Origin of the sequence: Nocardia miyunensis NBRC 108239, assembly GCF_001613065.1 — a bacterium.
Classification (GTDB): Bacteria; Actinomycetota; Actinomycetes; order Mycobacteriales; family Mycobacteriaceae; genus Nocardia; species Nocardia miyunensis.
On sequence record NZ_BDBQ01000091.1, the window covers coordinates 1 to 25,328 of the forward strand.

Genomic DNA, 25,328 nt, shown 5'->3' on the forward strand with positions numbered 1-25,328 from the left:
CGCCGATCATGACCGGCGGGACCGCGTGCACTCCCGTACCGGCCATGGTGAATCCCTGATGCCAGTACGGGTAGGTGTTGAGGGCGATCGTCAACCCGAGCAGGGCCACCTCGGCGGCGGCGACCATGCGCCGGTCGTCGGTGATCCCGTACTCGCTGACCTTGTTCGTTCCCACCATGATCACGACCAAGCACGCGGAGATCATCAGCTCGACCAGGTAGCTGAACCAGTACAGCGGATCGGCGACGCCGCCGGGGGCGATGTTGTGCTGCACGTTCGTGGCGCTCCAGAGCATGCCAGCGATGACGACACCGCTGAGTGTGACCAGCGACCACAGGCGGTGCCGATACAGCGAGGCCAGCCGCGCGTGGGCAGAGGTCATCCGGCGCTGGGTCGCCAAAGCTCTGCGGGCGGTCAGATAGTCGGCGGTGTCGGCCTTGTCGATCGCGCGCTGGGTGCGCAAGGCGAGGTCCTCGGCCTCGGCGGCGGCCCGGGCGCGTTTCCATTCACGGTGCCGCTCGCTGGCCCGGATCCGCTCGGCAAGAGTGCGTGTCGCGGCGACCTCGCCGGGAGACCACGCGGCCGTGATCGCCGGATCATGCTGGTAGACAACCTGTTCGCGTGCCCAACGGCGCAGTCCGGCAAGGTCTGGGTGCTGGTCCTCCACGGGATCGAGCCGGGACCTTTTTCTGAGGAACTTGATCATCGTGTGGTCTTTCTGCGTACCGGGTCGGCTTCCCAAGGGCCGAGTCGGCCACCTGTGGGCGTATTGGTGCCGGAGGGGATGGGCGATGGTCGGTGTGCACGCCCGGAAGTGGGCAGTGAACAAGGCCGGCCTCGCCGAGGGCTGGATTCGATCCGGACCGGACAGCACTCCGGCCCCGAACCCGCCGCGGCGCGGCGCGGCCACCGGGGCGCGTGTCGATCGCGACTGGGGGTTGCTGAACGAGTCCGGGACAGCGGACAGCTCGTTCGCGCGGACTGCAACGGAACGACAAGCTGTCGGATGTCGCCGGCGCAGTGCGCGGTGTCGGCGACCGCGAGGATCAGCCGAGCGGACCGTGGTCATACAACCATCACAGATTCGAAATACGCTGCGTGTCCAGGTATTTGGGACCACTGCTCGTGGGGCCACCGCGTGTGGTTGCGGGAACAGACACGGTTCGAGGGCGGAAGTCGATACGCCCTAACAGGTTGTCAACAACAGGTTTCGGTGCAGGGTTTGTTTCTGAGCGTCTTTGAAGACTTCTGCGAGATCGCTGACCCGATGAGGCAGAAGGGAGTTCGGGACTCCATGTCGCCGGATGTCAACGGACATCGGGTTATCACGTGTCCGCTAGCACCGGATCATGCCACTGACCGGTGACAATCTTTCGCGGCGGGTTCATGCGATGGGCGACCAATATACCCAAATTTGGTAGCTAGAGAGGTGTTGTCGGCGCGGTGGCGTCAAGCCGATGCGGCCGCCGCGCGGAGCTGCCACCGGATGCCGCCCCTGACGTCGGGTACACGCAACAGCGACGATCATGTATGCCCGACAACCCGTTTCCAGAGTGCGGTAGATAGGGATCAATCCGACTTCGGGTAGCCGAACGCCGCTATCGTCAGCGTCCCCCGGAAAACCGCTGTTGAGCGTCGGCCCCATCTTTATCGTGCCCCGCCAGGGGCACGAACCTGCGACCAACGACCGACACAGGCCCGATGGCGATAACTCGGTACCGACTCTGCCGTCGTGCCACTCCAGGGTGGAACAACTGGGCCACCAGTCGTCCCCGTCAGATACGCCCGCACCCACCGTCGCGGCTCCGCACGATAGAACACCCCCGCCACCCGCGCGAAGACCTCATCGAAACTCGCACGCCACGCCGAAACATCCTCTGCGGCAACATCACCCAGCACGAGCCGACAAGCTATCGCATGATCAACCCGACTGCAAAACAACGAAATACAACTGCCGTGCTAGATTACGCGGCGGACGCGCATGCCGCTCATGATCGGGCTGATCCGGACCACGTCGCCGGTGGTGGGCGCCTGGATCATCCGGCCGTTACCGAGATAGATGGCGACGTGTCCGGGGCCATCCTGACCCCAGTTGCCGAACAGCAGGTCACCGGGAGCAGCCGCCGAGAGCGGGATCTCGGTCCCGATATGCCATTGGGCTTGCGATGTTCGCGGCAACGTCATGGCGCCGCCGGTGGCCGCGTGCACGGCGAAAGAGGTGAGCCCGGAGCAGTCGAATCCTCCCATGGAGGGGCCAGCGCTGCTGCCGCCGCCCCACACGTAGGGAAGACCGAGATATCTCAATGCCTGCTCGATGATCCGGCGGCCGATATCTTCACCGAGCGGCAGATTCTGCGCAGCGGGCAGCAACTCGTCCTCTGCCGAAAGCAACCAGTCGTACTGTCCTTCGGTGGCTCGGATGCGAGCGACGTAGGGCTTGGTTTGGTATTCGTAATCTGGACTGCCGGAAGGCATTCCGCCCGATCGCAGGACAGCTCCGGCGCCGGCGTTGTATGCCGCGATCGTGAGATCGAGAGTATCGCCGGTGACCAGCCCACTCAGCTTCCACTGCTGGATCTGCTGATAGGTATCGCAGAGCAGGTGACCGGAGGCGATCACCGAATCCCCGACGTCGAAGACGTCGGGGATGCCGGTGCCGTGGACATCTTTGCCGTAGACCGCCCACGTGGTGGGCATGAACTGGCCGGGGCCGAGGGCTCCGGCGGGTGACACCGGGGCGGTGGGACCGTAACGGAATCCGTTCTCGGCGGCGTAGAGCGCGGCAAGCGTGGGTGCCTTGATGCCGGGACAGAGGCGGCCGGCCTTCTCGAGCCACGGAACGAACGTGGCGACCTCCCCGCCGGCCGTCAACGGCGGCGCTATCGCCGCCGGACTCACAGGGACGAAGGCGAAATCTTCCAGACCGGCCGCATACTGGGTGTCGCCGGACGATGATGACCGATCGGCCTGAGCAGACCCCTGCTGCGACGGAACTCGAGTATCACCGATGCCGGGCCGAGGTCCGGTCGGCGATGTCGCGGTATTCGCCTGTGGTATAACAACATTCGACGGAGCCAGCGACGCGATTCGATCGGAGGCGGCGGCGATACTCTGTCGTGCGGCCTGCTGGGCCGGTTCCGGCAGTTGTACCACCGCGTTGCCGAGCTGTACAGCGAGCGATTCAGCCGTATCACCGCCGGATCGGACCGCAGCGTGTGCCCATGTCTTGGCATCGTGCCCAAGCCCGGAGTTGTCGACCACACTGGTGGTGGATGCCACGATCGTGGCGATCACGGAAATCGGATCCGACATCGCGCTCTTACCCTTCTCTATTCGTTGCTTCGTTGCTCCGAAACGGCATTACGCTGCCGGAAGCGGTCTCCGGGGAAAACATCTTGCGGGACAGCGACTTTCGTCATCCGCGGAGGCGTCGATATCCCCCGTTAACCGGAGCTCGCCGGGGTCTGCTCGCCAAGGGGCGCCGCGAGGACCAGTGCCGCCCGCCGCGCCGTGCACACCAGCTGCCCGCGCTGGTTGTGGCCGCGATGCTCGAACGTCACGATGCCCTGTCCCGGACGAGACGCCGACCGGCGCGTGGCGGCGATCTCCGTCTCGGCGGTCAGGGTATCGCCTATGAAAACCGGTGCGGGAAAGCTGATCTCGGAGAATCCGAGATTTCCGACCGTGGTTCCCTCGGTGAGGTCGGCGACGCTCAAGCCAACGACGGTGGACATCGTGAACAAGCTGTTCACCAGCCGTTGACCGAACTCCTGCGTCTCGGCGAAGGCCGAATCGAGGTGCAGGCTCTGGGTGTTCATCGTCAATGTGGTGAACAGCAGGTTGTCCGCCTCGGTCACCGTCCGGCCGGGACGGTGCAGGTAGACGTCGCCGACGATCAACTCGTCGAGATACTTTCCGCGTCTTTGATGAACGGTCATCGTTGTGCCCCTGCATATTCGGTCAGCGCTGCGCGGTGCTGTGGATGTGAGATCGCGATGAGGGCCTCGGATCGCTCAATGGTCGTCAACCCCTCGAGTACGGCAACGCCGTATTCAGTGACGACCGCGTCGACCATCGACCGCGGCATCGTGACGGTGTCGCCTGCGCCTATCGCGCCCACGATCTTGGGATGAACGCCGTTCGCGGTCGCGGCGGGCAGTGCGATCACGCGCAATCCACCGAGCGACCGGCTCGCCGCATCGACGAAATCGAGGCTGCCGCCGACCCCGGACACCTGCCGTCCGCGAATCATCTCGCTGTTGACTTGACCGGACAGATCGACCTCGATGGCGGTGTTGATCGAGACGAAACGCTCGATGCGGCCCAGCAACGCCGCATCGTGGGCTCGCGAGGAGGGATACACGCTCACCGCGGGGTTGCCGTCCGCGAACCGCATCAGCCGTTCGGTACCCATCAGTTCGGGCGACATGATCGGTGACTCGTCCACCTCCGGGGCGATGATCCCGCGCTCGAACAGGTCGACCATCTCGTCGGTGGCCATTCCCGCGAACCGCACGCGTCCCACATCCGCGGTGGCGAGGGAGCTCACGACGGCCTCGGGAATCGACCCGATGCCGATCTGCAGCGTCGGATCTCGCGGCAGGAGGCCGAGGATGTGCGCGGCGATTTGCTTGCTGATCGCGTCGGGTTTCGCCGACTCGTAACGCGGTGTCGGATCTTCGGTCTCGACGAGCGCGTCGAACACTGACCGGTGAACCGTGGTTCCGCCGTGCGTCCGGGGAAGATCCGGATCGACCTCGCCGATCCGCACACCGGCGAGCCGCAACGCGTCGAGCCCGTAGCCCGCCGAGGGGCCGAGCGAGCAGTAGCCGTGGCGATCCGGCGGGGTGACCCGGACGAGGGCCGCGCCGACACCGTGAGCGGCCAGCAGGCCCGTGACGCGCGACGCGCGAATCGGCACATATCCCACGACACCGTCGGCGACGAGCTCGCGCACGGGCGCCATGACATGCCATGTCCGATAGCGCAGATCACCGCTGCGCACGACATCGAGAAAGGGATAGTCCCCCAGCAGCATTCCCGAGCCGAGCGTCCAACCACGTCCGGGGGCCTGCTTGTTGACCGCGCGCAGCAGTGTGGTCGGCGCACCGCATCCCGGCGCCGCGACGATATGCGCACCGTCGCCCACGAGAGCAAGAGCCGATGCCGCATCCGTGTGCTCGACGATCACGCTCATTCTGTCTTGCCCGCCTGCGCAGCCGCCACCGACTCCGCCGAAAACGCGTCGTCGAAGGCTTCCATATCTGCCTGGAATTCGTCGACCTCGGTGACGCGGCCGTCGACAACCCGGTAGACCAGGCACTCTCGCAGCCGCACGGTCCGGTCGGCGACCTCGACTATGCCGTATTGGTAAGCGGCCGCGTAGTCATCGCTGGCCGTGATGTCGATGACCTCGAATTTCGCCGGACCTGTGAAGATTCGCTTCATCTTGCCGAACAGGGTGAGAATCGACCGTCGCCCCTCGTACACGCCCGACAGCGCGTTCGCACCTGGAACTCGCCACACGCATTCGTCGGCCAGGACCGCCTCGATCTCCGCCCGATTCTGCTCCGACAATGCCGCCATCAGGCGGCGAACAACCAGGGCATTGGGATGTTCGACCACGTTGTCCTCCAGATCTCCCATGATTTCCGCCCGATTCGGCGGGAAGTGTCAGATGCGGGCGCTCGCGCTGCCCGCCAGTACGGCGACACCGTCCTGATTGGTCGTGACGACCTCTAGTTCGACGTATCGGCCGTCCGCGTCGTCGCGAACGGCGCGGACCGTGGCGACGGCCTCGAGGCTGTCGCCCGGCCAGACCGGGCTGACGAAGCGAACCCCGTAGTGCGCCAGCCGATCTCGTCCCAGCCAATCGGCAAGAAGCCGCTCGGTGGCTGCCATCACCATCATTCCGTGCGCCATGACACCTCGGTAGCCGGCGCGCACCGCGTGTGGCTCGTCGGTGTGCAACGGGCTGTAATCACCTGCGGCGCCCGCGTACTGCACAATCTGAGTGCGACTGATCTCGCGGCACACGACCCGGCGCCGGGAGCTGCCGACAGTGAACTCCCCGGGCCTGACCGATACGTCACTCGTCACGACGAAACCGGCTCATCCGAAACGGCGAACTCTGTATCCACCAAGACCATTCGTGAGCGCAGCACCAGCTCGTCCGAGCTGCTGCGGTACTCCTTCACGATCTCCCGGAATACCAGCGCGCCTGCTCGCCGACTCTGTTTTCGCCAGCGTCGGCCGTCGGATTCGTGGACGGTGAGCAGATCGCCGACACGCACGGGTGCGAAATACTCGAAATGTTGCTCGGCGTGCAGCACGCTGCCGCCGCTCGTATTCGAATCAGACAGCGCGCCAGCCGGTTTCATCCCACGCATGTGCGTCGGATCGAATTGAATCGAGGCTGCGACGAAGGTCGCGGGGACCACGGTCCCCTGCGCGGGGATCTCGGCTGCCAGATCGGCGTCGCCGACCGCGCGGGCGAAAGCCAGAACGTGCCCGGCTTCCACGGGGAACACGTGATCGGCCATCTCAGGCCTCCTGGGCGACCGGACGGAACCGGGGCAACGCTGCCCCGGCACCGGTGTCGGCGAAGATCACCTCGACCGGTTGGCCGATCGCCAGCTCGTCCGGATCGCACTCCACGATATTGGTGATCATCTTCGGACCTTCGTCGAGAGCGACCATGGCCAGCACATACGAGCCCGCGCTGGCATAGTCGAGGATCCCGCGAGTGGTGACCGTGTAGCTGTAGATGGTTCCGCGGCCCGACGCCTCGAAGTCGACGAGATCGGTGCTGTGGCAGTTCGCACACACGAAACGGGGGTAATAACCCGCGCGCCCACACCGCGAGCACCGCTGCAAGAGCAACGTGCCGTCGAGCGTCGCCGCCCAGAAGCTCGCCGTCTCCGGCTGGATATCGGGCGGCGGCGCCGGAAGTTCGGGCGATGTCATGCGTCCTCCCTGCCGAGAATCACTGTCGCGTTTCCCATACGGGTCGACAGCCAGCCGCCGGTGCCGTGCGCGAGGGCCAATGCACAGTCCTGCACCTGAACCGCCGGATGCGCTTCGCCGCGCAGCTGCCGGACGGCCTCGATGATCTTGGTCATTCCACCCCGATTGGCAGGATGGTTGTTGCACAGCGAACCACCGTCGGTGTTGAACGGAAGCCGGCCGTGCGGCGACTGCAGAGCGCCGTCCAAGACAAACTTGCCGCCGTCGCCCTTCTTGCAGAATCCGAGGTCCTCCAGTGCCAGCAGGACGGTGATCGTGAACGAGTCGTAGAGACCGACATAGTCGATGTCGGCCGGACGAACGCCCGCTTCGTCGTATGCGTCGGCGCCGGAGCGCACTCCCCCTGTGACCGTGATGTTCTGCCAGCCGGCGCGAGTGTGTTCCACGGCCTCGCCGTGCCCGAGGACCTTCACACACTGACGGTCGAGATCCTCTGCCACATCCGGCGCCACGACGACGAGCGCGCCCCCGCCATCGGTGACCAGACAACAATCGAGCCGATGCAGCGGTGAACTGACCATGGGCGAGTTCACCACCTCGTCGACCGTGACTACCTTGCGCAGCATCGCGTTCTCGTTGTGCTGCGCATGGACGGACGCGGCCACCTTGATCTCGGCCAGCTGTTCGCTCGTGGTGCCGTACTCGTACATGTGGCGCTGAGCGGCCAGGGCGTACAGCGCGCTCACGTTGGTGCCGAATATCGGTTCGAACGACTTCTCGGGTGGCTCACCCATCAGCTGACCGGGCGCACGCAACGAGGTGGTCCGCGGCCTGCCGCCCAGGGTTATCAACGCCACCCGGCACTTGCCCGCGGCAATCGCCGCGGCCGCATGACCGACGTGCGACATATAGACGGAGCCGCCCATGTCGGAGCTGTCCATGTGCCGCAGGCTCAGACCGAGATAGTCGGCCATCGCCAAGCCACCCAGCCCCGGCGCGTCGGCACCGCAGTAGTAGGCGTCTACGTCGCCCAGGCTCAATCCGGCGTCGGCCAGCGCGCCGATGGCCACCTCCGCGTGGATCTGTGGAATCGATGTGTCGGGCAGATTCCGGCCGGGATGCTCGTAGGCCCCGGCGATGTAGGCCCTTCCCTTGATCGACATCAGACGAACGGGTTCGGCGGGGCGGCGTCGGTCGAGGGGCGGAAGGCCGCCTCGACTTCCTTGGCCATCAGGCGCAGGTCCCAGGGGCCATCGGAACGAAGCGTCACCAGCGGCTGCGGATCGCTGTACAGCGACACCTCGTATCCACGCGCATGGATCACGTGGCCGTTGCACCACCCGGACTGTTCCGACGCCAGATATGCCGCGATCGGAGCGATGTTGTCGGGGGAGAGCTCGTCGGCCCCTTCGCTGTATGCGGAGGCATCCTTGAAGGTGGCGGTCATCCGCGTGGCCGCCGCCGGCGAGATCGCATTCGCCGTTACGCCATAGCGCTTCAGCGCTACCGCGCAGGAATAGGTCAGACCGACGATGCCCATCTTGGCCGCGGAGTAGTTGGGCTGCCCGGGGGCTCCGTGCAGGCCCGCGCGTGAGGTGTAATTGATGATCCGGTTCTGCGCATTCGGATCACCGACTTTGCGCCAATGCGCAGCCGCGGGCCGGATCGTGTTGAAGTGCCCCTTGAGGTGAACCCTGATGACGGCGTCCCACTCCTCCTCCGACATGTTGAAGATCATGCGGTCACGGAGGATACCTGCGACATTGACGAGAATGTCGAGCTTGCCGAACCGCTCGATCGTCGATTCCACCAGATCACGAGCCGCCTCGTGATCGGAGATGTCGGCCCCATTGGTCACTGCCGTGCCACCCGCCGCCTCGATCTCGCGAACGAGTCCATCGGCGGGGCTACCCTCGGACTCCAGCCCACTCAGCGATGCGCCGATGTCATTGACGACAACCGTCGCGCCTTCTGCCGCAAACAACTTCGCGACCGAGCCGCCGATGCCGCGACCCGCTCCGGTCACGATCGCGACCCGTCCGTCAAGGGTTCCCATGTGCAGTTCCTCTTCTCTTGCGTGGGCTGGGTAGACGTCGTCCGGACGGCGTCAGCGGGCGATCCGGATCGGCAGGCTGATCGGGCCCCTGGCGAAGGACGGGCGGTACTGGACCGCGAATCCCGGCTCGAGTTCGAACACGCTCAACTCGCTGATGGCCCGGATCGCGGCCCGGATCTCGCGACGAGCCAGATGGTTGCCCAGGCAACGGTGGATGCCGGCACCGAATGCGACATGCGACGCGCCGTTCTGGCGTTCGAAATTGAGTGAGTCGGGATCCGGGAACTTTTCGGGGTCGCGGTTGGCCGCGGCCCAGTTGAGCAGGATGCGATCGCCCGCTTTCATGGGGCAGCCCCGGACTTCGGTATCCGCGGTGAGAGTACGTCCCGCGGTCGGGACCGGACTCTCGAAGCGGAGGAACTCGTCGACGTACTTGTCGAGTGTTCTGCCGTCGATGCCGCGCAGGCTCTCTCGCAGCGTGTTGTCCGTGCCGAGAATCCGGGCAATGCTGGCAAGTCCACCCATCGTGGTTTCCATGCCCGCCATCACTGTCAGGTTGAGGGTCTCGACCCTCGCCCGCTCGTCGAGCTCCAGCCCATCCTCCGACTCACCTGTCCCCATGTGCGCGATCACGCCAGGGAGGTCGTCCTTGCGGCCTTCGGCACGACGCGACTCGAGCAGATTCGCGCAGAACATCAGCAGCCGCGGAGCGGCCTCCATCACCTGGTCGGGCTTGGTCAGCAGGGTGTCCAGAACTTCCAGCACCCAGCCGATTTCCGACGCCTTCTGATCCAGGAACGTCTCGAAGAAGACGATCGGCGGGAGTTGCGAGGTGAACTCCGCGACGAAATCGACCGGACTCGCATCCGCGCACCGCCCGATGAGCCCGTCCACGATCTCCTCGATACGAGGCTCCGCGGATTCCATCGCCTCGGGAGTGAAGAACGGGTTGAGTACCTTGCGAATGTCTCGGTGCAGCGGCGGGTCCGTCTCGAGCGGGACCATCCGCAATATGTCGAGATCGAATTGCACAGGAGACGCACCGTCAGCGCTGCTGTACAAACCCCAGTTCGCGGCGGCCCCCTGCACATCGGAGTGCTTGTTCAGCACCCAGAAGCCCTCGGCGTCCGCGCTCCAGGGCCGAGTGCTCCAACCGGCGGGGCATTTTTCGCGGAGTTCATTGACGCGGGGCCAGAAGTCGGCCGCCAACTCCGGGTCCAACGGACTGAAGTTCGCCGCCTCTGACGCCGCATCCGGGGTGTTGTCGCCCACTGCCGTGGGGGCGGGCTGGTTCATGATGCAGCTCCTGTTTCATGTTTTGCCGATGTGTGACCGCGGTCCGCCGTACGTCTGCGGGTTCCGTACGCACGGAGAGCCAATCCGGTGCCTCATTAGAGGAAAATTCTGTGCTGTTTTAGGTACAGTACTGTTTGTACGCGTGACCTGAACCACTGTCAAGAGCCCGGCCAGACCAACAATATCGCCAGGTCCCATACGCATCGAGCGCCTCGAACCGCAGGCTATGAGAGGGATCCACAGACCGATCGTGTGCAAATGATTCGGTTTTGATTTAGACTAAACCGACGGACCGCTCGACGCTACCAGCAGGTTGTTCGTCGCGTCGGAGGCGTGGTGTGCGCCGATGAATCGGTAACTGGAGGGAGATCAATAGTGGCTAAAGTGACCTACGTACGTCCCGACGGGGACGACGTGATCGTCGAGGTCCCCGACGGAACCACGGTAATGCAAGCAGCATTGGCGAACGACGTCAGCGAGATCGTCGCCGAGTGCGGCGGCACGCTGGCCTGCGCCACCTGCCATGTCTATGTCGACGACAACGACATCCAGCGTCTCGATGCGCCCAGCGCGGACGAGGACGAGATGCTCGGCTACACGGCTTCCCCACGGCTGCCCGGAAGCCGCCTCAGCTGCCAGCTCGTCCTCGGCCCAGAGCTCGACGGCCTCGTCGTGCGCGTCGTGCCGGAGCAGTACTGATGGCGCGGCCCACTGTCATCGTCGCCGGCGCCGGCCAGGCCGGCACCCAGACCGCGGCATCGCTCCGCGAGTTCGGTTTCGACGGGAACATCGTGCTCGTCGGCGACGAACCTCATCTGCCGTATCAGCGCCCACCGCTGTCGAAGGGTCACATCACCGGGAAAGCCGCGCGGGACACGCTCTGGCTGCACCCCGCGACTTTCTACGACCACCACGAGATCGAGCGGCGTATCCCCGACCGAGTGTGCGCGATCGAGCGCACCGCCGGTCGAGTCGAACTTGTCTCAGGCACCACCCTGGACTACGACCATCTCGTGCTCGCGCTCGGTGCCCGCAACCGCACACTGCCTCTGGACGGCGCCGATCTGGACGGCGTGGTCGGCCTGCGGACGCTCGCCGAGGCCGACGATCTGCGCGAGCGGCTGGGCCGCGCCCACAACGTCGTCGTGATCGGCGGAGGATTCATCGGGCTGGAAGTCGCCGCGACGGCGGTCGCACTCGGGCTGCATACCGTCGTGATCGAGGTCGCCGACCGGTTGATGGGACGAGTGTTGTCGCCCCCGATGGCAAGCTTCCTTCTCGATACGCACCGAGCGCGCGGCATGCAGATCGAACTCGGAGCCACCGTCGAGCGCATCGCTGGAACCAGCGGACGAGTCACGGCGGTGGCCACGGCCGACGGCCGGGAATTTCCTGCCGACGTGGTGCTGATCGGCGTCGGTGCCTTGCCGAATACCGAACTCGCCGAAGCGGCGGGACTACCGGTCGCGAACGGCATCGTGGTCGACCAGTATCTGCGGACCGCGGACCCCCGAATCTCCGCCGTCGGCGACTGCGCATCGTGCCCCAACTCCTTCGCCGGCGGCCGCAGCATCCGATTGGAATCCGTCCATAATGCGACTGCGCAGCCGCGTGCTCTGGCGGCTCGGATCGTCGGGCGTCCCGAGCCCTATCGCAGTGTGCCCTGGTTCTGGAGCGACCAGTCCGACATGAAGCTCCAGATTGCCGGGCTCACCACCGCGACCAGCGAATTCGTCTTTCGCGGCGACCCCGAGTCAGGACGTTTTTCGATCTTCTGCTTCGATGACGGACGACTTCAGAGCGTCGAGTCGCTCAATCGCCCGGGCGATCATATGGCGTCCCGGAAGCTGCTCGCAATCGGTGATTGCCTTTCTGCCGAACAGGCCGCCGACACAGAGCTCGATCTGCGTATGCACCTCTCGAGCCTCGCCACGGCGGCCACATCACACTGACAGCCCCGCTGCGCGGCTTGTCGAAGTCGACCCCTGAACCGGCACCGGCAGGACCGGTGTCGCACAGGTGAATGAATCTCCTTGACCCGGGTCCCGGCGGTGCCGGCCACATGGCCGCAAGGATGCTCGCCGAAATCCGCGGAAGCGATGTCGGGGACGATTGCGGTACCTGTGGGGATGCTGAATTAGACCGCTTCGGCATGTGGTCGGCAAGGCCATAACGATGCCGCACACCACAGCCGGGCCATCGGCGATCGCAGTCGCTCGGTGAAAGAACCGACATCCAATCCGGGAGAGTGGACGCACCGATTCTGCCGTGCTGGGCAGCCCGGTTCACCACGTCCTGGATGGAGCCGGGGTGCGGGTTCAGCGGGTGATGATGAACGAAAGCTATCGGCGGGACCGCCGACTGCCACGGCCTCGACGCCTTGCCTGATGCGGACGTTGATCTCTGCATACACCTGGGTGCGGCACGTGCTGGGTCTTGCGAAGAACTCGAAAACTCACAGCGGCTCCTGACCTGACGGCTTCACCGCCAGCAGCCGAGATACGAAGAGGATCTGCGACCCGGGTGGCCGGCCAGCCTGCGAACGCCGAACTCGTTCAACACACTGGGCCGGTTCCACACCGCAGGGACTGCTCGATCTCCGAGGAGCGTCAACGCAGACGCCGACTCCAGATGAGCAGTCCCGATCGCGATCAATTACCTTCTCCTCAACGAGTTGCGTCGCTATCCACTGCGTTGAGAAACGACACTCCCGGAGATATCGATTACACCGTTCATCTCCCTGAGCCCATGTGGCAATCACGAAATTGCCGTAGCGGGAGTCAGCTCGCCCGGCGATCCGCACGGGCGACGACGTGACCCAGTTTCTCGAAGTCGAATGTGGTCTCGGTGATGCCGCGCTCACGGAGCTTGAACTTCTGCACTCGACCGTTCACATTCGCCGGCAAGGCATCGAGGAACTCGACGTAGCGAGGAATCGCGTAGTACGGCACCGATTTACGGAAAAACTCGAACAACTCGGGCAGCTCGATCTTGCATTGCGGGGCCAGGACGAGACAGACCTTGATGTCGTCCTCACTCAGCTCGGATGGCACTGCGTGCACGGCTGCCTGCGCGATGGACGGATGGGCGATGATGGCCTGCTCGAGTTCCACCGAGGAGACGTTCTCGCCACGGCGCCGCAGGGAATCCTTCTTTCGGTCGGAGAACCAGAAGTAGCCTTCTTCGTCGACTCGCGCCTTGTCGCCGGTGTGATGCCACAGATTGCGGAATGTCTCCACGGTGCCCCGATCATTGTTCCAATAACCGGAGAACAGCCGGAATGGCTCGTCGGGGCGAACGACGATTTCGCCGGACATACCGATGGGGACCTCGATGTCGTTATCGTCGACGATCTTCACCCGCAGGCCCGGAGTCATCTTGCCCATGCTCCCGGGCCGGCGCTCGCCCCGCGGGTCCCCCAGTAGCGCGGGCCAGCACTCGGACTGGCCGAACACCTCCGCGAACGGCTCGATCCCGAACCTCTCCGCGAACTGCTCGGTGAACTCCGCCGTCGACGGCATGAAGGTGATATGCCGCAGCTTGTGGGTGCGGTCCTCGTCCGACGGCGGCTGGGCAAGGATCGCCATGCCCATCGCGCCCATACCCAGGGCCGCGGTCGCGCCGGTCTCACGAATCCGCGCCATATACCGGCTGGCACTGAACGCCGGTTCCACGATCACGGACCCGCGAACAGCCAACGCCGCTGCCACCAGCCATGTCTGACCGCTGAAGTGGAACAGCGGATTGGCGCCGAATATCACATCACCCTGCTCGTACCAGCCGTAGTCGACGAATACATTGATCAGGTTGCAGTAGTAGCCGTGTGTGATCGCGCAGCCCTTGGACGGGCCGGTCGTTCCCGAGGTGTAGATGATCGCGCACGTATCAGCAGGTGTGATCTCCGGCGCGATGACCTGCGCCGAATTCGCCTCCAGCTCTGCGTAATCCAGCACGGAAGGCCGGGTGCCCGCGGCGGGGTCGTCTCCGACCAGAACGGGCTGGGGCTGCACGGGCAGACCCGCCGACACGGGGGAAAGCATGTCCAGCGCGGCGCTGTCGCCGATATAGATCTTCGGCGTCGTCTGAATCAGCTGGTGCCGCAGGAACTCGCCTCGCAGGTAGGTGTTGAGCGGCACCTGAATCGCGCCGGTCTTCGCTATCGCGTAGATCAGGACGATGTATTCGATCCGATTGGAAAGGTTGACCGCAACGCGGTCTCCCTTCTCGACGCCAAGCGATTGCAGACCGGCGGCGACCCGATCCGAACGCCGATCGAGCTCGGCCAGCGTCACCCAGTCGCTCGCACATTGGACGAATTTCCGGTCCGGGTCGAGCGCCGCTTCTTCCCGCAGCCAATCACCGACAATTCGGTTCGATCGGTTCTTGCCTAGTTCCATGACGATCCCCTTTGTGGCATCCGTCTGCAGCAGATCAGGAGAAGACACGACAGGGTCGTTCTCACGATTGATTTGTTCGAGGCTGGTATTGATTGAAGATGTCATCGCTGACCTACCGTTAGTTCTGAGATCAAGCGCCGAGTATCAGTTCCGCGGCGCGCTCACCGATCATCATGGATGGTGCATTGGTATTTCCGGTGGTAATTTTCGGCATGATGCTGGCATCAGCGACGCGCAGGTTTCGAATGCCGTGTACTCGCAGTTCGGGATCCACCACCGCGAGATCATCGACACCCATCTTGCATGTGCCGACCGGGTGATACGACGGGGTTACCGTCTGCCGGACGTAGCGTTCCCAGTCCGCATCGGTCCGGCAGTCTGCTTCGGGTTGCAGCTGCCCGTTGGTGATGGCGGTCATCGCTGGCTGGGACATGACGCGGTGCACTTCGCGGACCCCACGCAGGCAGTCCCGAACGTCGTCCTGGTTCGCGAGGAACTGGTACGAGATGCGGGGCGTGGAGTCAGGCGCGGAATCTTGGAGTGTGATCGTGCCGCGCGCACGCGGCCTGAGAAATGTCGATGCCGACAGAAAGCCCTCTTCCTTGGCCGGCTGAACGTTGAACATACCGTTCTTGTCCACCGCGCGCGTGATCGCGAAGGGAACGAACTGCAGTTGCAAATCCGGTGAATCCAGACCGGGCTCGGTCCGTCCCATGCACTGAACCTGAACCATCGTCATCGCCAGCAGGCCGCTGCCGTTCCTGACATAGTCCGTGAGGGCTTTGACAATGGTTCCGGCCCGCATCTTGTTGATGGTCGGGATCGTGGACCGCCACCGCTGCATGAGATAGGGGTGCTCGTGCAGATTCTCCCCGACGCCCGGCAGATGATGCACGACCTCCACGCCCACGCTGTCCAGTACCGCGCGCGGTCCGATGCCGGAAAGCTGAAGCAGCCGTGGTGATCCGATGGCGCCGGCGCTGATCACCACCTCTTCCCGGACCCGCGCTTCGGACTCGCCGCCCTTGTGCCGATAACGAACACCGACAGCGGCGCCGCCCTCGGTGAGTACCCGATGCACGTAGCAATCGGTCCGCACGGTTATTTCGCCCTGGAGCACAACCCGGCGCAGGTATTCCCGCGATGCTTGCGAGCGCGTCCCGCGCCGGTGGTTGACCTGTGCGAAACCGACGCCGTCCTGAGTTGCGCCGTTGTAGTCGTGGTTACGCGCGTAGCCGGCCTCCAGGCACGCTTGCAGGTAGGCCGAGTTGGCCTCGCCGTGGTTGCTCTGAGTATTGACCGAAATGGGCCCGGAACCGCCGCGAAGGTCGCTCTCGCCGCCCTCCCACGACTCCATGCGCTTGAAGGACGGGAGCACGGACTCGTAGTCCCAGCCGGTACAGCCCTCTTTGGCCCAGCCATCGTAGTCCGCACGATTGCCGCGAACGAAGACGCAGGAGTTGATCGATCCGCCGCCGCCCATCACCTTGCCCGCCATCCACGCTTCCGGGCGGCCGGTACGAGTGGGATCGGGCTCGGCCGGGTATTTCCAGTTCACCTTCTGGTACGCGACGGCGACAGCCGCTGGAATCCGCACGTCGATCCGTCGATCGCTCCCCCCCGCTTCCAGCAGCAGCACGTGCCCGCCCCCTTCCGCGAGCCGTGCGGCCACGATCGCGCCCGACGAACCACCTCCGACAACTACAAAGTCGAATACCTCGTTATTCACGTACGTTCCTTCGCGCCCGATGGCAATGTGACCTGGCGCACACTACCAAAATTTGAGTAGATTCTGTGCAGAATCAGCATCTAAATTGAGTCAGATTCTTCGATCAGTAGCTCTTCGGCAGACCGAGCACATGGTGTCCGATGTAGGCGAGCAACAGCTCCTGCGGCAGGGGTGCGATCTTCATCAGACGCGCCTCACGCCAGTAGCGCGCGACGTGGTATTCCTCGGCGTACCCGAACCCGCCATGCGTCTGCATCGCGATGTCGGCCGCCTGGAAACCGGCCTCGGCACCCAGATACTTGGCCATATTCGCCTCGGCGCCGCACCGTAATTGGCGGTCCAGCATCCACCCCGCCCGATGGGTGATCAGTTCGGCCGCTTCGAGCTTCGCGTGCGCCTCCGCGAGCGGAAATGCGATGCCCTGATTCGACCCGATCGGCCGGCCGTAGACGACTCTTTCCTTCGCGTACGCGACAGCGCGCCGCAGCGCGGCCTTGCCCGTCCCGATAGCCTCCGAGGCGATCAGGATCCGTTCCGCATTGAGCCCGTCGAGCAGGTAATAGAACCCCTTGCCCTCTTCCCCGACCAGATCGCCGGCGGAGACGACAAGGTCGTCGTATACGGTCTCGCACGAAGCGACGGCATTCCGGCCCGCCTTGGCGATCGGGGTGATGGTGACTGCGGGGTCACGCAAATTCGCCATCAGCAGGCTCAATCCATCGGTGCGACGAGCGCATTCCTCGACGGGGGTAGTACGGACCAGAAGAAGTACCCTATCCGCATCCTGCGCCTTCGAGGTCCAGACCTTTCGCCCGCGCACGATATACGAATCGCCGTCTCTGACCGCCCTCGTCTTGATCGCCAGGGTTTCGGTGCCCGCATCCGGCTCCGTCACTCCGAACGCCACGTGCAGTTCACCGGCGGCGACCTTCGGAAGATAACGCTGCTTGATCTCCTCGGATCCGTGCAGGACCAGGGGATGCATACCGAAGATCGACAGATGGATGGCACTGCAACCGTTCATCGCGGCACCGGATGCCGCCACCTCGTTCAGGATGACCGACGCCTCGAGCAGGCCACGACCGCTACCGCCGTACTCCTCCGGTATCGCGATTCCGATCCAGCCACCGTCTGCGAGCGCCTTATAGAATTCCCACGGAAATTCATGGCGAGAATCCAGCCCGGCCCAGTACTCGTCGTCGAACTTTGCGCAGACAGCACGCACACCGTCTCGAATCAGGTCGAGATCCGCATCATTGGAGAAATCCACCGGTAGCTACCTTCCGATCACGCCGTCGCCGGAGCCTGCTGCACGGATTTCAATTCATAGAATTCCGCCAGACCATGGTGCCCCAGTTCCCGGCCGTTACCCGATTGCTTGTATCCCCCGAAAGGCGCGAGCATATTGAAGAATGAGCCGTTGATATCGACCGCGCCGGTGCGAAGCCGCCGGGCGACCCGCATGGCATGGTCGCGGTCCTGCGACCACACGGCACCGGCCAGACCGTATTCGCTGGAATTCGCGATGTCGACGGCCTCGTCCTCGCTGTCGTACGGGAGGATCGCGAGCACGGGGCCGAAGATCTCCTCGCGGGCGATCCGCATGTCTCGTCGGACATCGGAAAACGCGGCGGGCCTGACGAAATAGCCCGAAGGCAGGCCCTCCGGCAGCTCGTCGGTCCCGCCGTAGATCAGGCGCGCGCCCTCCTCGATTCCGATCCGGACGTAGCGGTGCACGTTGTCACGCTGCGCGGCCGAGGCCAGCGGCCCCATACTCGTCTCCGGATCCAGCGGATCGCCCACCGTGTATTTACCAAGCCGCGCGCGAACGAGCTCCTCCACCTCGGCGAGACTGGCACGCGGGACCAGCATCCTGGTCAGCGCCGTGCAGGTCTGCCCGGTATTGGTGAAGCAGTTGGCCACCCCTACCTTGACGGCCCGCTCGAGATCGGCATCGTCGAGAATGACGTTGGCGGACTTGCCTCCGAGTTCCAGTGCCACCCGTTTCACGGTCCGCGCCGCGACCTCGCCGATCCGCCGACCCGCTCCCGTCGAACCCGTGAAGGTCACCATGTCGATGTCCGGATGGGCGACCAGCTCCTCCCCCACCACCCGGCCGGTACCCGAGACCAAGTTGAACACGCCTGGCGGGAAACCGATTTCGTCGATCATGTCGGCGACGACGAACGCGCTCAGCGGTGCGATCTCCGAGGGTTTCAGCACCACTGTGCACCCCGTCACCAACGCCGCACCGACCTTGCCCAGGACCTGTTGAAGCGGATAGTTCCACGCGGTGATGGCGGCGACGACGCCGATCGGCTCACGCAATACCAGCGAATCGCCGATCTGTTCCTCGAGCACGAAGGTATCCATCAGATCGCCGTAACTCCGCAGCACCTGTCGCGGAAGTCCAACCTGGACCGCGGTGGAGATCCGCAGCGGGGTGCCGACCTCGGTCGAAATCAGCCGAGTGAGTTCCGCTGCTCGCTCGTCGAGCTTCTTCGCCAGCTGCGACAAGAGACCCAGCCTGACCTCGAGCGGCGTCTGAGACCATGCCGGGAACGCCGCTCGCGCGGCCGCAACCGCCTGGTGAACATCGTTTGCGGTGCCGTCAACGATTCGCCCGATCACCTCACCGGTAATGGCCGAGTGGACATCGAGGAGGCCACCCTCCGAACGCCGCCAGCTTCCGTCTATGAAGATCTCTTCACGATCGTGATCGGTCATGATTTCAGCCCCGGGGTCTTGGCATGCAGTCGTCGCATTTTGGATATCCATTGGTCGTAGTCGGCGGCTTTGCCGCGGAAGTACTTCTCGACAGCAGGATGAGGCAGAATGAGGAATTCTTCCTTGCTCATTCCGTCGATCACACAGTCAGCGGCCTGCTCCGGCTCGATCGCGCCGGCCACCGCGAACCATTCGCCTTGCGCGCCGCGCAGCATGGCCGTGCGAACGCCTTCGGCGACGATGCACGACACACGAATGCCACGGTCGCCGTAGTGGATCGACAACCACTCGGTGAGCCCGAGCACCGCGTGCTTGCTCGTGGCGTACGGCGCATTGCCGAGCGCCGTCAGCAGGCCCGCGGCGGAGGCGTTCTGGATCAGATAGCCCGATCCACGCTCGAGCATGTGCGGCAGGACAGCGCGCGCGGCATATACCTGGGGCATGACATTGACGTCCCACACTCGCTGCCACGCCTCATTGGAGGCCCAGGGGTTTCCGCGCTCGTGCAGCGGGGTCACGCCGTCGTGGGGCTCGCCCCAGAGAACTCCGGCGTTGGAGACGAATACATCGATCCGGCCGAGTTGCCGCAGCGTTAGTTCCACCAACTCGGCGACGGCCCGCTCGTCGGACACATCGGCGGCGATCGCCAGTCCACCGATCCCATCGGCGACTCGCTCGGCACCGGCCGCATCGATATCGGATACGACAACCGAGGCACCGGCGGCGGCGAACCGCCCGCACATGGCCTCTCCCATGCCTGCGGCGCCGCCGGTGACGACTATGACCTTGCCTGCTGGTTCCATCGGCTAGATCAGCTTCGTGAGTTTGGCCGCGTTGTCCCACATGACCTTGCGCTCGGCGACTGGATCTTTCAGCTCGGTGGCGACCTTTTCGTACTGCCGGGGTTCGGCGAGCCCTTCGGGGTGCGGGTAGTCGGAACCGAAGAGTACGTGGTCCGCGCCCATGTGGTGCACGACCTCCGTCAGATTGTCCTCCCAGAACGGTGCGACCCACACATGTTCTCTGAACTGCTCGACCGGATCGGAGGCGAAATACCCCGGCCGCTGGAATCCGGCACGGTTGAGGCCGGAAACGAGCAGCGGCAGGAACTCCGCACCGTTCTCGACCGAGGCGATACGCAGACTCGGGAAACGCTCGAACAGCCGGTCGCATGTGACGGCGGCGAGGTAATTCGCAATTGCGCGCTCATGGCCCACAGCGATCTGCAACGGCGAGGCGATATCGCCGATGATGTTTCCGTGATAATCGGTGTACTTGTCCAGCCCTGAACCGCCAACCTCTCCGACGTGTACGACAACCGTGGCGCCCGCCTCCTGGACACGAGCCCAAATCGGGTCGAATATCGGATCTCCCGGCGATCGCCAGCCGCCGTCGGTGTATACCGCCTGCGCACGCACGACGAAGATGCGAGCGTCGTGGGCCAGGCCGTGCTCGACCTCGGCGACCGCCGTCTCGATATCACCGAAGGCCAGATACGGCGAACCGAAGATCCGGTCGCGGTAGTTGTATCCCCAATCCTCGAGCAACCAGCGATTGAACGCCTTGAACGCCTGACCGGCCGCCGGCGGATCGTATTGGAGCCGCTCCTCGAAACCCATCCCGAGCGACGGGAGCAGCCAGATCGAGTTCAGCTCCTGCTCGTCCAGTTTGGCGAGCCGCGCGTCCCGGTCGCGGTAGTGGGCCGGAATCGGCTCGCGATCAGACAGAATTTCCTGCAGATGCTTCTTCTCGGGATTGCCGCGGAAGTAGTCCGCCATGGCTCCCGGCTTCACGATCGGGTCGAAGGTCGGGTTGGTGACCGAGTAGTCCACCTTGTCGGCGATGATGTGCCGAGTTCGATTCCCGATCTTGGCGATCTGGACCGTGCGTGCGGCCCAATCCTTGGGGCAATGCCTGGTGAATGCGTCGATCGGCTCGTAGTAGTGCTGGTCGACGTCCAGTGCCGGTAGTTCAGTGTTGCTCATGGATGCTCCCGATGTTGCGATGACCCCAAGCCGCCTCGTCCAGACGGCGAGCACAGGCGCGGAAAGTGGTCCTGACGTATTCTAAATCTAACAAGAATTTGATAGTCTGACAAGCGCTGTTCCGTTGCGGTTACGCTAATTCGAGCGGATAAACAGGGCATCGATGATCGTCCCACCGTCCGCGCTGACGATCGCCGGATTCACCTCGATTTCCGTCAATCCCTGGGACCGCAGCAGCTCACCCATTCCGTTGAGCGTGGCCAGGATCCACTCTTCGTCGAGCGGATCGCTCCCCCGGAACCCCGCGAACAGCTCCGCCATCGCCAGCCGTGCCAACGCCTTGCGCAGAGTCGGCAAGTCGCACGGCAGCGGCACCTGCTCGATATCGCGCAGCACCTCGACGGCCGCACCACCGACCCCGACACTGCCGAACACGCCGAGACTGTCCGCGTCACGGACGGTCAGCACCAACTCCACTCCGCCCCGGATCATCTTCTGCACCAACCAGCTCGCCGCAGTGCCGTCCGGGCGCGGCTGCGCCTGCGTCATTCGGGCGACCGCCGCGGTGACGGCCTCACGACCCGAGAGGTTCACTGCGACAAGGCCGAGTTCGGTCCGATGCGTGATGTCGTCATCGGCGGACTTGACCACGACGGGATAGCCGAGCGCATCAGCCGCATCAGCCGTCGGTTCGACGCCCACACTCACCGTCATCGGCGCGATGTTCAGACCGTGGTCGGCCAGCAGTTGCAGTGCGGGCGCACCCCCGACTGCGGCAGACGCGGTCGATGACGGCACAGGCGTCTCGTGGGACGGCGCCTGGATAACCCGTTCGGGACCGAGCAGCGCACGGACCACCCGACCCAAATCCGTCGGCCCCTCCGCTACCAGGACCCCTCCCGCGCGCAGCTCCTGGATATGTTCTTTGACGGCGGTCCCGCCGTACCAGAGCACGACGAACGGCTTGCCCGTCCGGCTACCCACATCGAGGATGTCCTTGACGCTCTGGCCGTTCCATCCCCTGGCGCCCATGGGCAACGGAACGCACAGGGCCTGCACCGCCGGGTCATCGGCCACTGCGGCCAGATAGCCGCCGAAATCGACGGGCATCGACCCCGGCCCGACGTCGAGGGGATTGGGGAACGTGGCGAAGTTCGGCAGTACGGCCGCGAGTCGATCCGCCGTTTCCGAGCCGAGCTTCGGAAATTCGACGCCCGCGGCCGACAGCTGCTCGGTAGCCAGCACCGCCATGCCACCCGAGTACGCGACCATGCCCCACTGACGCGGAAATTCCCGGCCGTAGTTCCGCATCGCGCCCAGAACCCAGAGATCGTCGGGATCATCGACAACGGTCACTCCGAGAGCGCGCAGCAGGCCGAACTCGAGCGCTCCCCGCCCGATGATCTTGCCGGTGTGGCTGGCCGCGGCTCGCTCGCCCGCGGCGGAGCGTCCACCGAGGTAGGTGATCAGCCGCTTCCCGGCGATGTCGAGTTCTTTGACCGCCGCAGCGAAGCGCCGTCCGTCGCGAATCGATTCCATGTACAGCGCGACGGTGTCCACCTCGGGAAGGCCGGCGAAGTACGAGATGAAGTCCGGGATATCCATATCGCGCTGGTTACCGGTGCTGACAATATGGGAGATACCCACCCCGGCGTTGCGGGCGCGTTCGACGATCGTGCTGCCGATCGCTCCGCTCTGCGCGATCACAGCGATCCGACCGGCGGGAATGGGTTCCCCCTCGGTCAGCACTGAGGTCATGCTCATCGCCAGGCCGGTGCGAACGTTCACCAGGCCGGTGCTGTTGGGACCGACGACGTTGATCCCGTTGTCCCTGGCAAAGCTCAGCAACGAGCGCTCCAGCTCGTGTCCGGCCTCGCCCATATCGGCGAACCCCGCGGTCAGGATCAGCACCTGGCGCGCACCGACAGCCGCGCAATCCTCGAGCACACCGAGAACCGCCGCCGCCGGCACGGCGATGACGACGACATCGGGCGCGGAGTCCATCGCGGCGAGCGACGGCAACGCGGGCCGTCCCTCCACCGTCGTGGCCGTCGGATGGATGACGGTGACAGTGCCCCCGTAGCCGTACACCCCGAGATGATCGAGAACGGCCCGGCCGCCGGCCTTGTATGCCTGAGCCGAGCTGGTGGATACGCCGACCACCGCAACCGACTGCGGCTCGAGGAAATACCTCACGACGTCCGCACGCAGCGGCGCGATGTCCTGGTCGGGGTGCGTGGGGAGCGTGGTCTGCTCAACCGTCATGTAACTGTGCCTTCCTGTGCATGTATTGCCCGAGGTCGTGGAAACGCCCGTCAATCCCGCCAGGTGCGGAACGGGAGGACCGACAGGCTCCTGGTCTGGCCGCCGTGTGCGGAGAGCTCGGCGTTCGGCGGAAGCGAGAAACGCGGGATGCGGCGGAATATCTCCTCGAACGCGATCGTCAACTCCAGGCGAGCGAGATGCGAACCGAGGCACCGATGACTGCCCGCACCGAAGACCATCGACTTGTCCACGTGCCGGTCGATGAGGATCTGATCCGCGTCGGGGTAGGCGTCCTCGTCGCGGTGAGCCGACGCCAACGGCAGCACCACCCGATCGCCCGGCTGCAGCTCCACACCATTGATGACCTTGCGCTCCATGACGGTTCGGCTGGCGTGCACGATCGGCTCATATCGCAGCAGCTCCTCGATCGCGCCGGGGATGAGCGAGGGATCCGCGGCGAGCTGGTCCTGTAGGTCCGGCCGGCGCGCCAGGTGAAGGAAGCTGAAGCCGATGGCGGTCGTGACGGTGTCGAGGCCCGCGAGCACCAGAACGTACGCGAAGTTCAGGATCTCGCGGTATTCCAGCTTCCGCTGACCGGGCATCTCGGCATTGATGAGCACCGAGATGATGTCATCGCCGGGCTTCTGCAAACGCTCGTCGAGCAAGGCGCGCAGGAAGTTGTGCAATGCCTTGCCCGCGCCGAGCCGGGCCGCCGTCTGCGCTTCGACGTCACCGTGCTCGGCGCCCTTGGTTGTCGTATGCAGAATCGTTCCGGCCCAGTCGCACAACTGGTCACGCTGCTCGACGCTGAAGTCGAGGCCTACCAGCCGGAGAAATACCGCGCTCGGATACGGCTGCGCGAACTCGGCCATGAAATCGAATTCGCGCTTGGCCAGCATTCCGTCGACCAGTTCTGTGGCGTACTCGCGCACCGACGCCGCGATGTGCTCGATCGCCTTCGGCCTGAACAGCGGGTCGACGATCGTGCGGTAGCGGCGGTGATCGGGTGGATCGACCTCGAGCGGAATGAGGGGACGAGTGTGGCCGGGAGTCGCCGGGGTGTCCGCAGGCCAGGAAGAGAAGGTCGCGGCATCGTGCAGGACCGTGGAGACGTCGTCGAACTTCGACAGCACATAGAAGCCGCCGTAGTTGTCTGTGTGCGCCACCGGGCAGGTGGCGCGCAACGCCGCATACTCCCGGTGAGGATCCAGCGCGAAGTCCGGATCGTAATGGTCGTAGTCCCGGCCCAATGCTTGCATCGCTGTGCAACCGCGGGTGGCATTTCCGGTCTGCTGATCACTCACTGGAGTTCGCCTCGATCGTTGGAGGTATAAGAATTCGCCTGCCCTCTTTCGGCCGGCGATTCGTGCTCGCGGCACAGTTCGCTCAGCGCGTGAGGGTCCTTGTAGTACACGTCGACGCGGATGATCTTGTCGCCGCGTAGGCGGTATATGTCGACGGCATCCACCGGCATACTCCGGCCTGTCGCGCGGGAGGTGAATGTGCCGTGGACCGCGACGGCGACACAGTCGTCGCCGTCGGCGATCTCCGGTGGTTCCAGCTCCACCGAGAAGTCCTGGCTGACCGCACGGAGCATCCGGCGAAATCCCTGCGGGCCGATGTAGTCGCCCCCGAAGGGCAGGCTGGGCGTCTCGGAGAACACGCTGGCGTCGTCGAGCAACTCCAGGCACGCGCCGATATCGCCCACTCGCAGGCCGTCGGTGAACCTTCGGACGATCTCGACCTTGTCCATCACCGGCATTGGCGACCACCTTTGAGACTTGCGAAACCACCCACTCGATGTGGGGAAGCGCGAACCTGATGCATAATTTTCTACACAGATTTTGAACACTAGTCAATGGAACAGCCCACTAGATGTGTAGATCTTGCTGAGATACTCTGCTTAA

General features: G+C 64.5%; 21 protein-coding genes and 1 pseudogene. 2 read left to right on the forward strand and 20 right to left on the reverse strand.

The window, feature by feature from the left end:
* From NM2_RS36045 to NM2_RS36095, 11 genes and pseudogenes are all read right to left on the reverse strand, one after another.
* Window positions 1-706, reverse strand: a pseudogene (locus tag NM2_RS36045) (hypothetical protein); the annotation flags it as partial.
* Between the two features lie 1,253 nt (window positions 707-1,959).
* Window positions 1,960-3,312 (reverse strand): NlpC/P60 family protein, encoded by a 1,353-nt coding sequence (locus NM2_RS36050; protein ID WP_067678714.1) that lies wholly within the window; start codon window positions 3,310-3,312, stop codon window positions 1,960-1,962.
* A 131-nt stretch (window positions 3,313-3,443) separates the two neighbouring features.
* Complete coding sequence (locus tag NM2_RS36055; RefSeq protein WP_040819985.1) at window positions 3,444-3,938, reverse strand: MaoC family dehydratase; 495 nt, start codon at window positions 3,936-3,938, stop codon at window positions 3,444-3,446.
* On the reverse strand, window positions 3,935-5,197 hold the full coding sequence (locus tag NM2_RS36060; protein WP_067678717.1) for an acetyl-CoA hydrolase/transferase family protein: 1,263 nt from the start codon (window positions 5,195-5,197) through the stop codon (window positions 3,935-3,937). The genes NM2_RS36055 and NM2_RS36060 overlap by 4 nt, the downstream gene beginning before the upstream one ends.
* Entirely contained in the window at window positions 5,194-5,646 is a 453-nt protein-coding gene (locus NM2_RS36065; protein ID WP_040819982.1) for a nuclear transport factor 2 family protein, read from the reverse strand. Before NM2_RS36065 ends, NM2_RS36060 begins: the two co-directional genes overlap by 4 nt.
* 27 nt (window positions 5,647-5,673) lie before the next feature.
* Entirely contained in the window at window positions 5,674-6,099 is a 426-nt protein-coding gene (locus NM2_RS36070; RefSeq protein ID WP_040819979.1) for a MaoC family dehydratase, read from the reverse strand.
* A complete protein-coding gene (locus tag NM2_RS36075; RefSeq protein WP_067678720.1) occupies window positions 6,096-6,542 on the reverse strand; it encodes an FAS1-like dehydratase domain-containing protein in 447 nt (148 codons plus the stop codon). Before NM2_RS36075 ends, NM2_RS36070 begins: the two co-directional genes overlap by 4 nt.
* Before the next feature lies 1 nt (window position 6,543).
* Entirely contained in the window at window positions 6,544-6,966 is a 423-nt protein-coding gene (locus NM2_RS36080) for a Zn-ribbon domain-containing OB-fold protein (RefSeq protein ID WP_040819974.1), read from the reverse strand.
* Complete coding sequence (locus NM2_RS36085; RefSeq protein WP_067678723.1) at window positions 6,963-8,129, reverse strand: thiolase family protein; 1,167 nt, start codon at window positions 8,127-8,129, stop codon at window positions 6,963-6,965. The genes NM2_RS36080 and NM2_RS36085 overlap by 4 nt, the downstream gene beginning before the upstream one ends.
* Window positions 8,129-9,022: an SDR family NAD(P)-dependent oxidoreductase gene (locus NM2_RS36090; RefSeq protein WP_040819968.1), complete on the reverse strand. Its 894-nt coding sequence runs from the start codon at window positions 9,020-9,022 to the stop codon at window positions 8,129-8,131. Before NM2_RS36090 ends, NM2_RS36085 begins: the two co-directional genes overlap by 1 nt.
* A gap of 51 nt (window positions 9,023-9,073) precedes the next feature.
* The gene (locus NM2_RS36095; protein WP_067678726.1) at window positions 9,074-10,318 is read right to left on the reverse strand and encodes a cytochrome P450; all 1,245 of its coding nucleotides are present in this window, start codon (window positions 10,316-10,318) and stop codon (window positions 9,074-9,076) included.
* 384 nt (window positions 10,319-10,702) lie between these two features.
* Here NM2_RS36095 and NM2_RS36100 point away from each other — a divergent pair, with 384 nt between their 5' ends.
* Together NM2_RS36100 and NM2_RS36105 are read left to right on the forward strand one after the other, a co-directional pair.
* A complete protein-coding gene (locus NM2_RS36100) occupies window positions 10,703-11,017 on the forward strand; it encodes a 2Fe-2S iron-sulfur cluster-binding protein (RefSeq protein WP_306305376.1) in 315 nt (104 codons plus the stop codon).
* Window positions 11,017-12,270, forward strand: coding sequence for an NAD(P)/FAD-dependent oxidoreductase (locus tag NM2_RS36105; RefSeq protein ID WP_067678729.1), 1,254 nt, complete (start codon window positions 11,017-11,019; stop codon window positions 12,268-12,270). The genes NM2_RS36100 and NM2_RS36105 overlap by 1 nt, the downstream gene beginning before the upstream one ends.
* Window positions 12,271-13,098: 828 nt before the next feature.
* Here NM2_RS36105 and NM2_RS36110 read toward each other — a convergent pair.
* The 9 genes from NM2_RS36110 to NM2_RS36150 all read right to left on the reverse strand — a co-directional run bounded on the left by NM2_RS36110 (window position 13,099) and on the right by NM2_RS36150 (window position 25,183).
* Window positions 13,099-14,763 (reverse strand): AMP-binding protein, encoded by a 1,665-nt coding sequence (locus tag NM2_RS36110; protein WP_245718370.1) that lies wholly within the window; start codon window positions 14,761-14,763, stop codon window positions 13,099-13,101.
* A gap of 82 nt (window positions 14,764-14,845) precedes the next feature.
* The gene (locus tag NM2_RS36115; RefSeq protein WP_067678732.1) at window positions 14,846-16,444 is read right to left on the reverse strand and encodes a GMC family oxidoreductase; all 1,599 of its coding nucleotides are present in this window, start codon (window positions 16,442-16,444) and stop codon (window positions 14,846-14,848) included.
* Between the two features lie 103 nt (window positions 16,445-16,547).
* Window positions 16,548-17,714: an acyl-CoA dehydrogenase family protein gene (locus NM2_RS36120; protein ID WP_067678735.1), complete on the reverse strand. Its 1,167-nt coding sequence runs from the start codon at window positions 17,712-17,714 to the stop codon at window positions 16,548-16,550.
* Window positions 17,715-17,731: 17 nt separating this feature from the next.
* Window positions 17,732-19,171 (reverse strand): aldehyde dehydrogenase family protein, encoded by a 1,440-nt coding sequence (locus tag NM2_RS36125; RefSeq protein ID WP_067678738.1) that lies wholly within the window; start codon window positions 19,169-19,171, stop codon window positions 17,732-17,734.
* Entirely contained in the window at window positions 19,168-19,974 is an 807-nt protein-coding gene (locus NM2_RS36130; protein WP_067678741.1) for an SDR family oxidoreductase, read from the reverse strand. Before NM2_RS36130 ends, NM2_RS36125 begins: the two co-directional genes overlap by 4 nt.
* Before the next feature lie 3 nt (window positions 19,975-19,977).
* Complete coding sequence (locus tag NM2_RS36135; protein ID WP_067678744.1) at window positions 19,978-21,156, reverse strand: amidohydrolase family protein; 1,179 nt, start codon at window positions 21,154-21,156, stop codon at window positions 19,978-19,980.
* Window positions 21,157-21,291: 135 nt separating this feature from the next.
* Window positions 21,292-23,421 carry an acetate--CoA ligase family protein gene (locus NM2_RS36140; RefSeq protein WP_084531921.1) on the reverse strand — a complete coding sequence of 710 codons (2,130 nt, stop codon included), beginning with the start codon at window positions 23,419-23,421 and terminating at the stop codon, window positions 21,292-21,294.
* A 50-nt stretch (window positions 23,422-23,471) separates the two neighbouring features.
* On the reverse strand, window positions 23,472-24,725 hold the full coding sequence (locus NM2_RS36145; RefSeq protein WP_067678747.1) for a cytochrome P450: 1,254 nt from the start codon (window positions 24,723-24,725) through the stop codon (window positions 23,472-23,474).
* Window positions 24,722-25,183, reverse strand: a complete 462-nt coding sequence (locus tag NM2_RS36150) for a nuclear transport factor 2 family protein (RefSeq protein WP_169816300.1) — start codon at window positions 25,181-25,183, stop codon at window positions 24,722-24,724. Before NM2_RS36150 ends, NM2_RS36145 begins: the two co-directional genes overlap by 4 nt.
* Window positions 25,184-25,328: the final 145 nt, after the last annotated feature.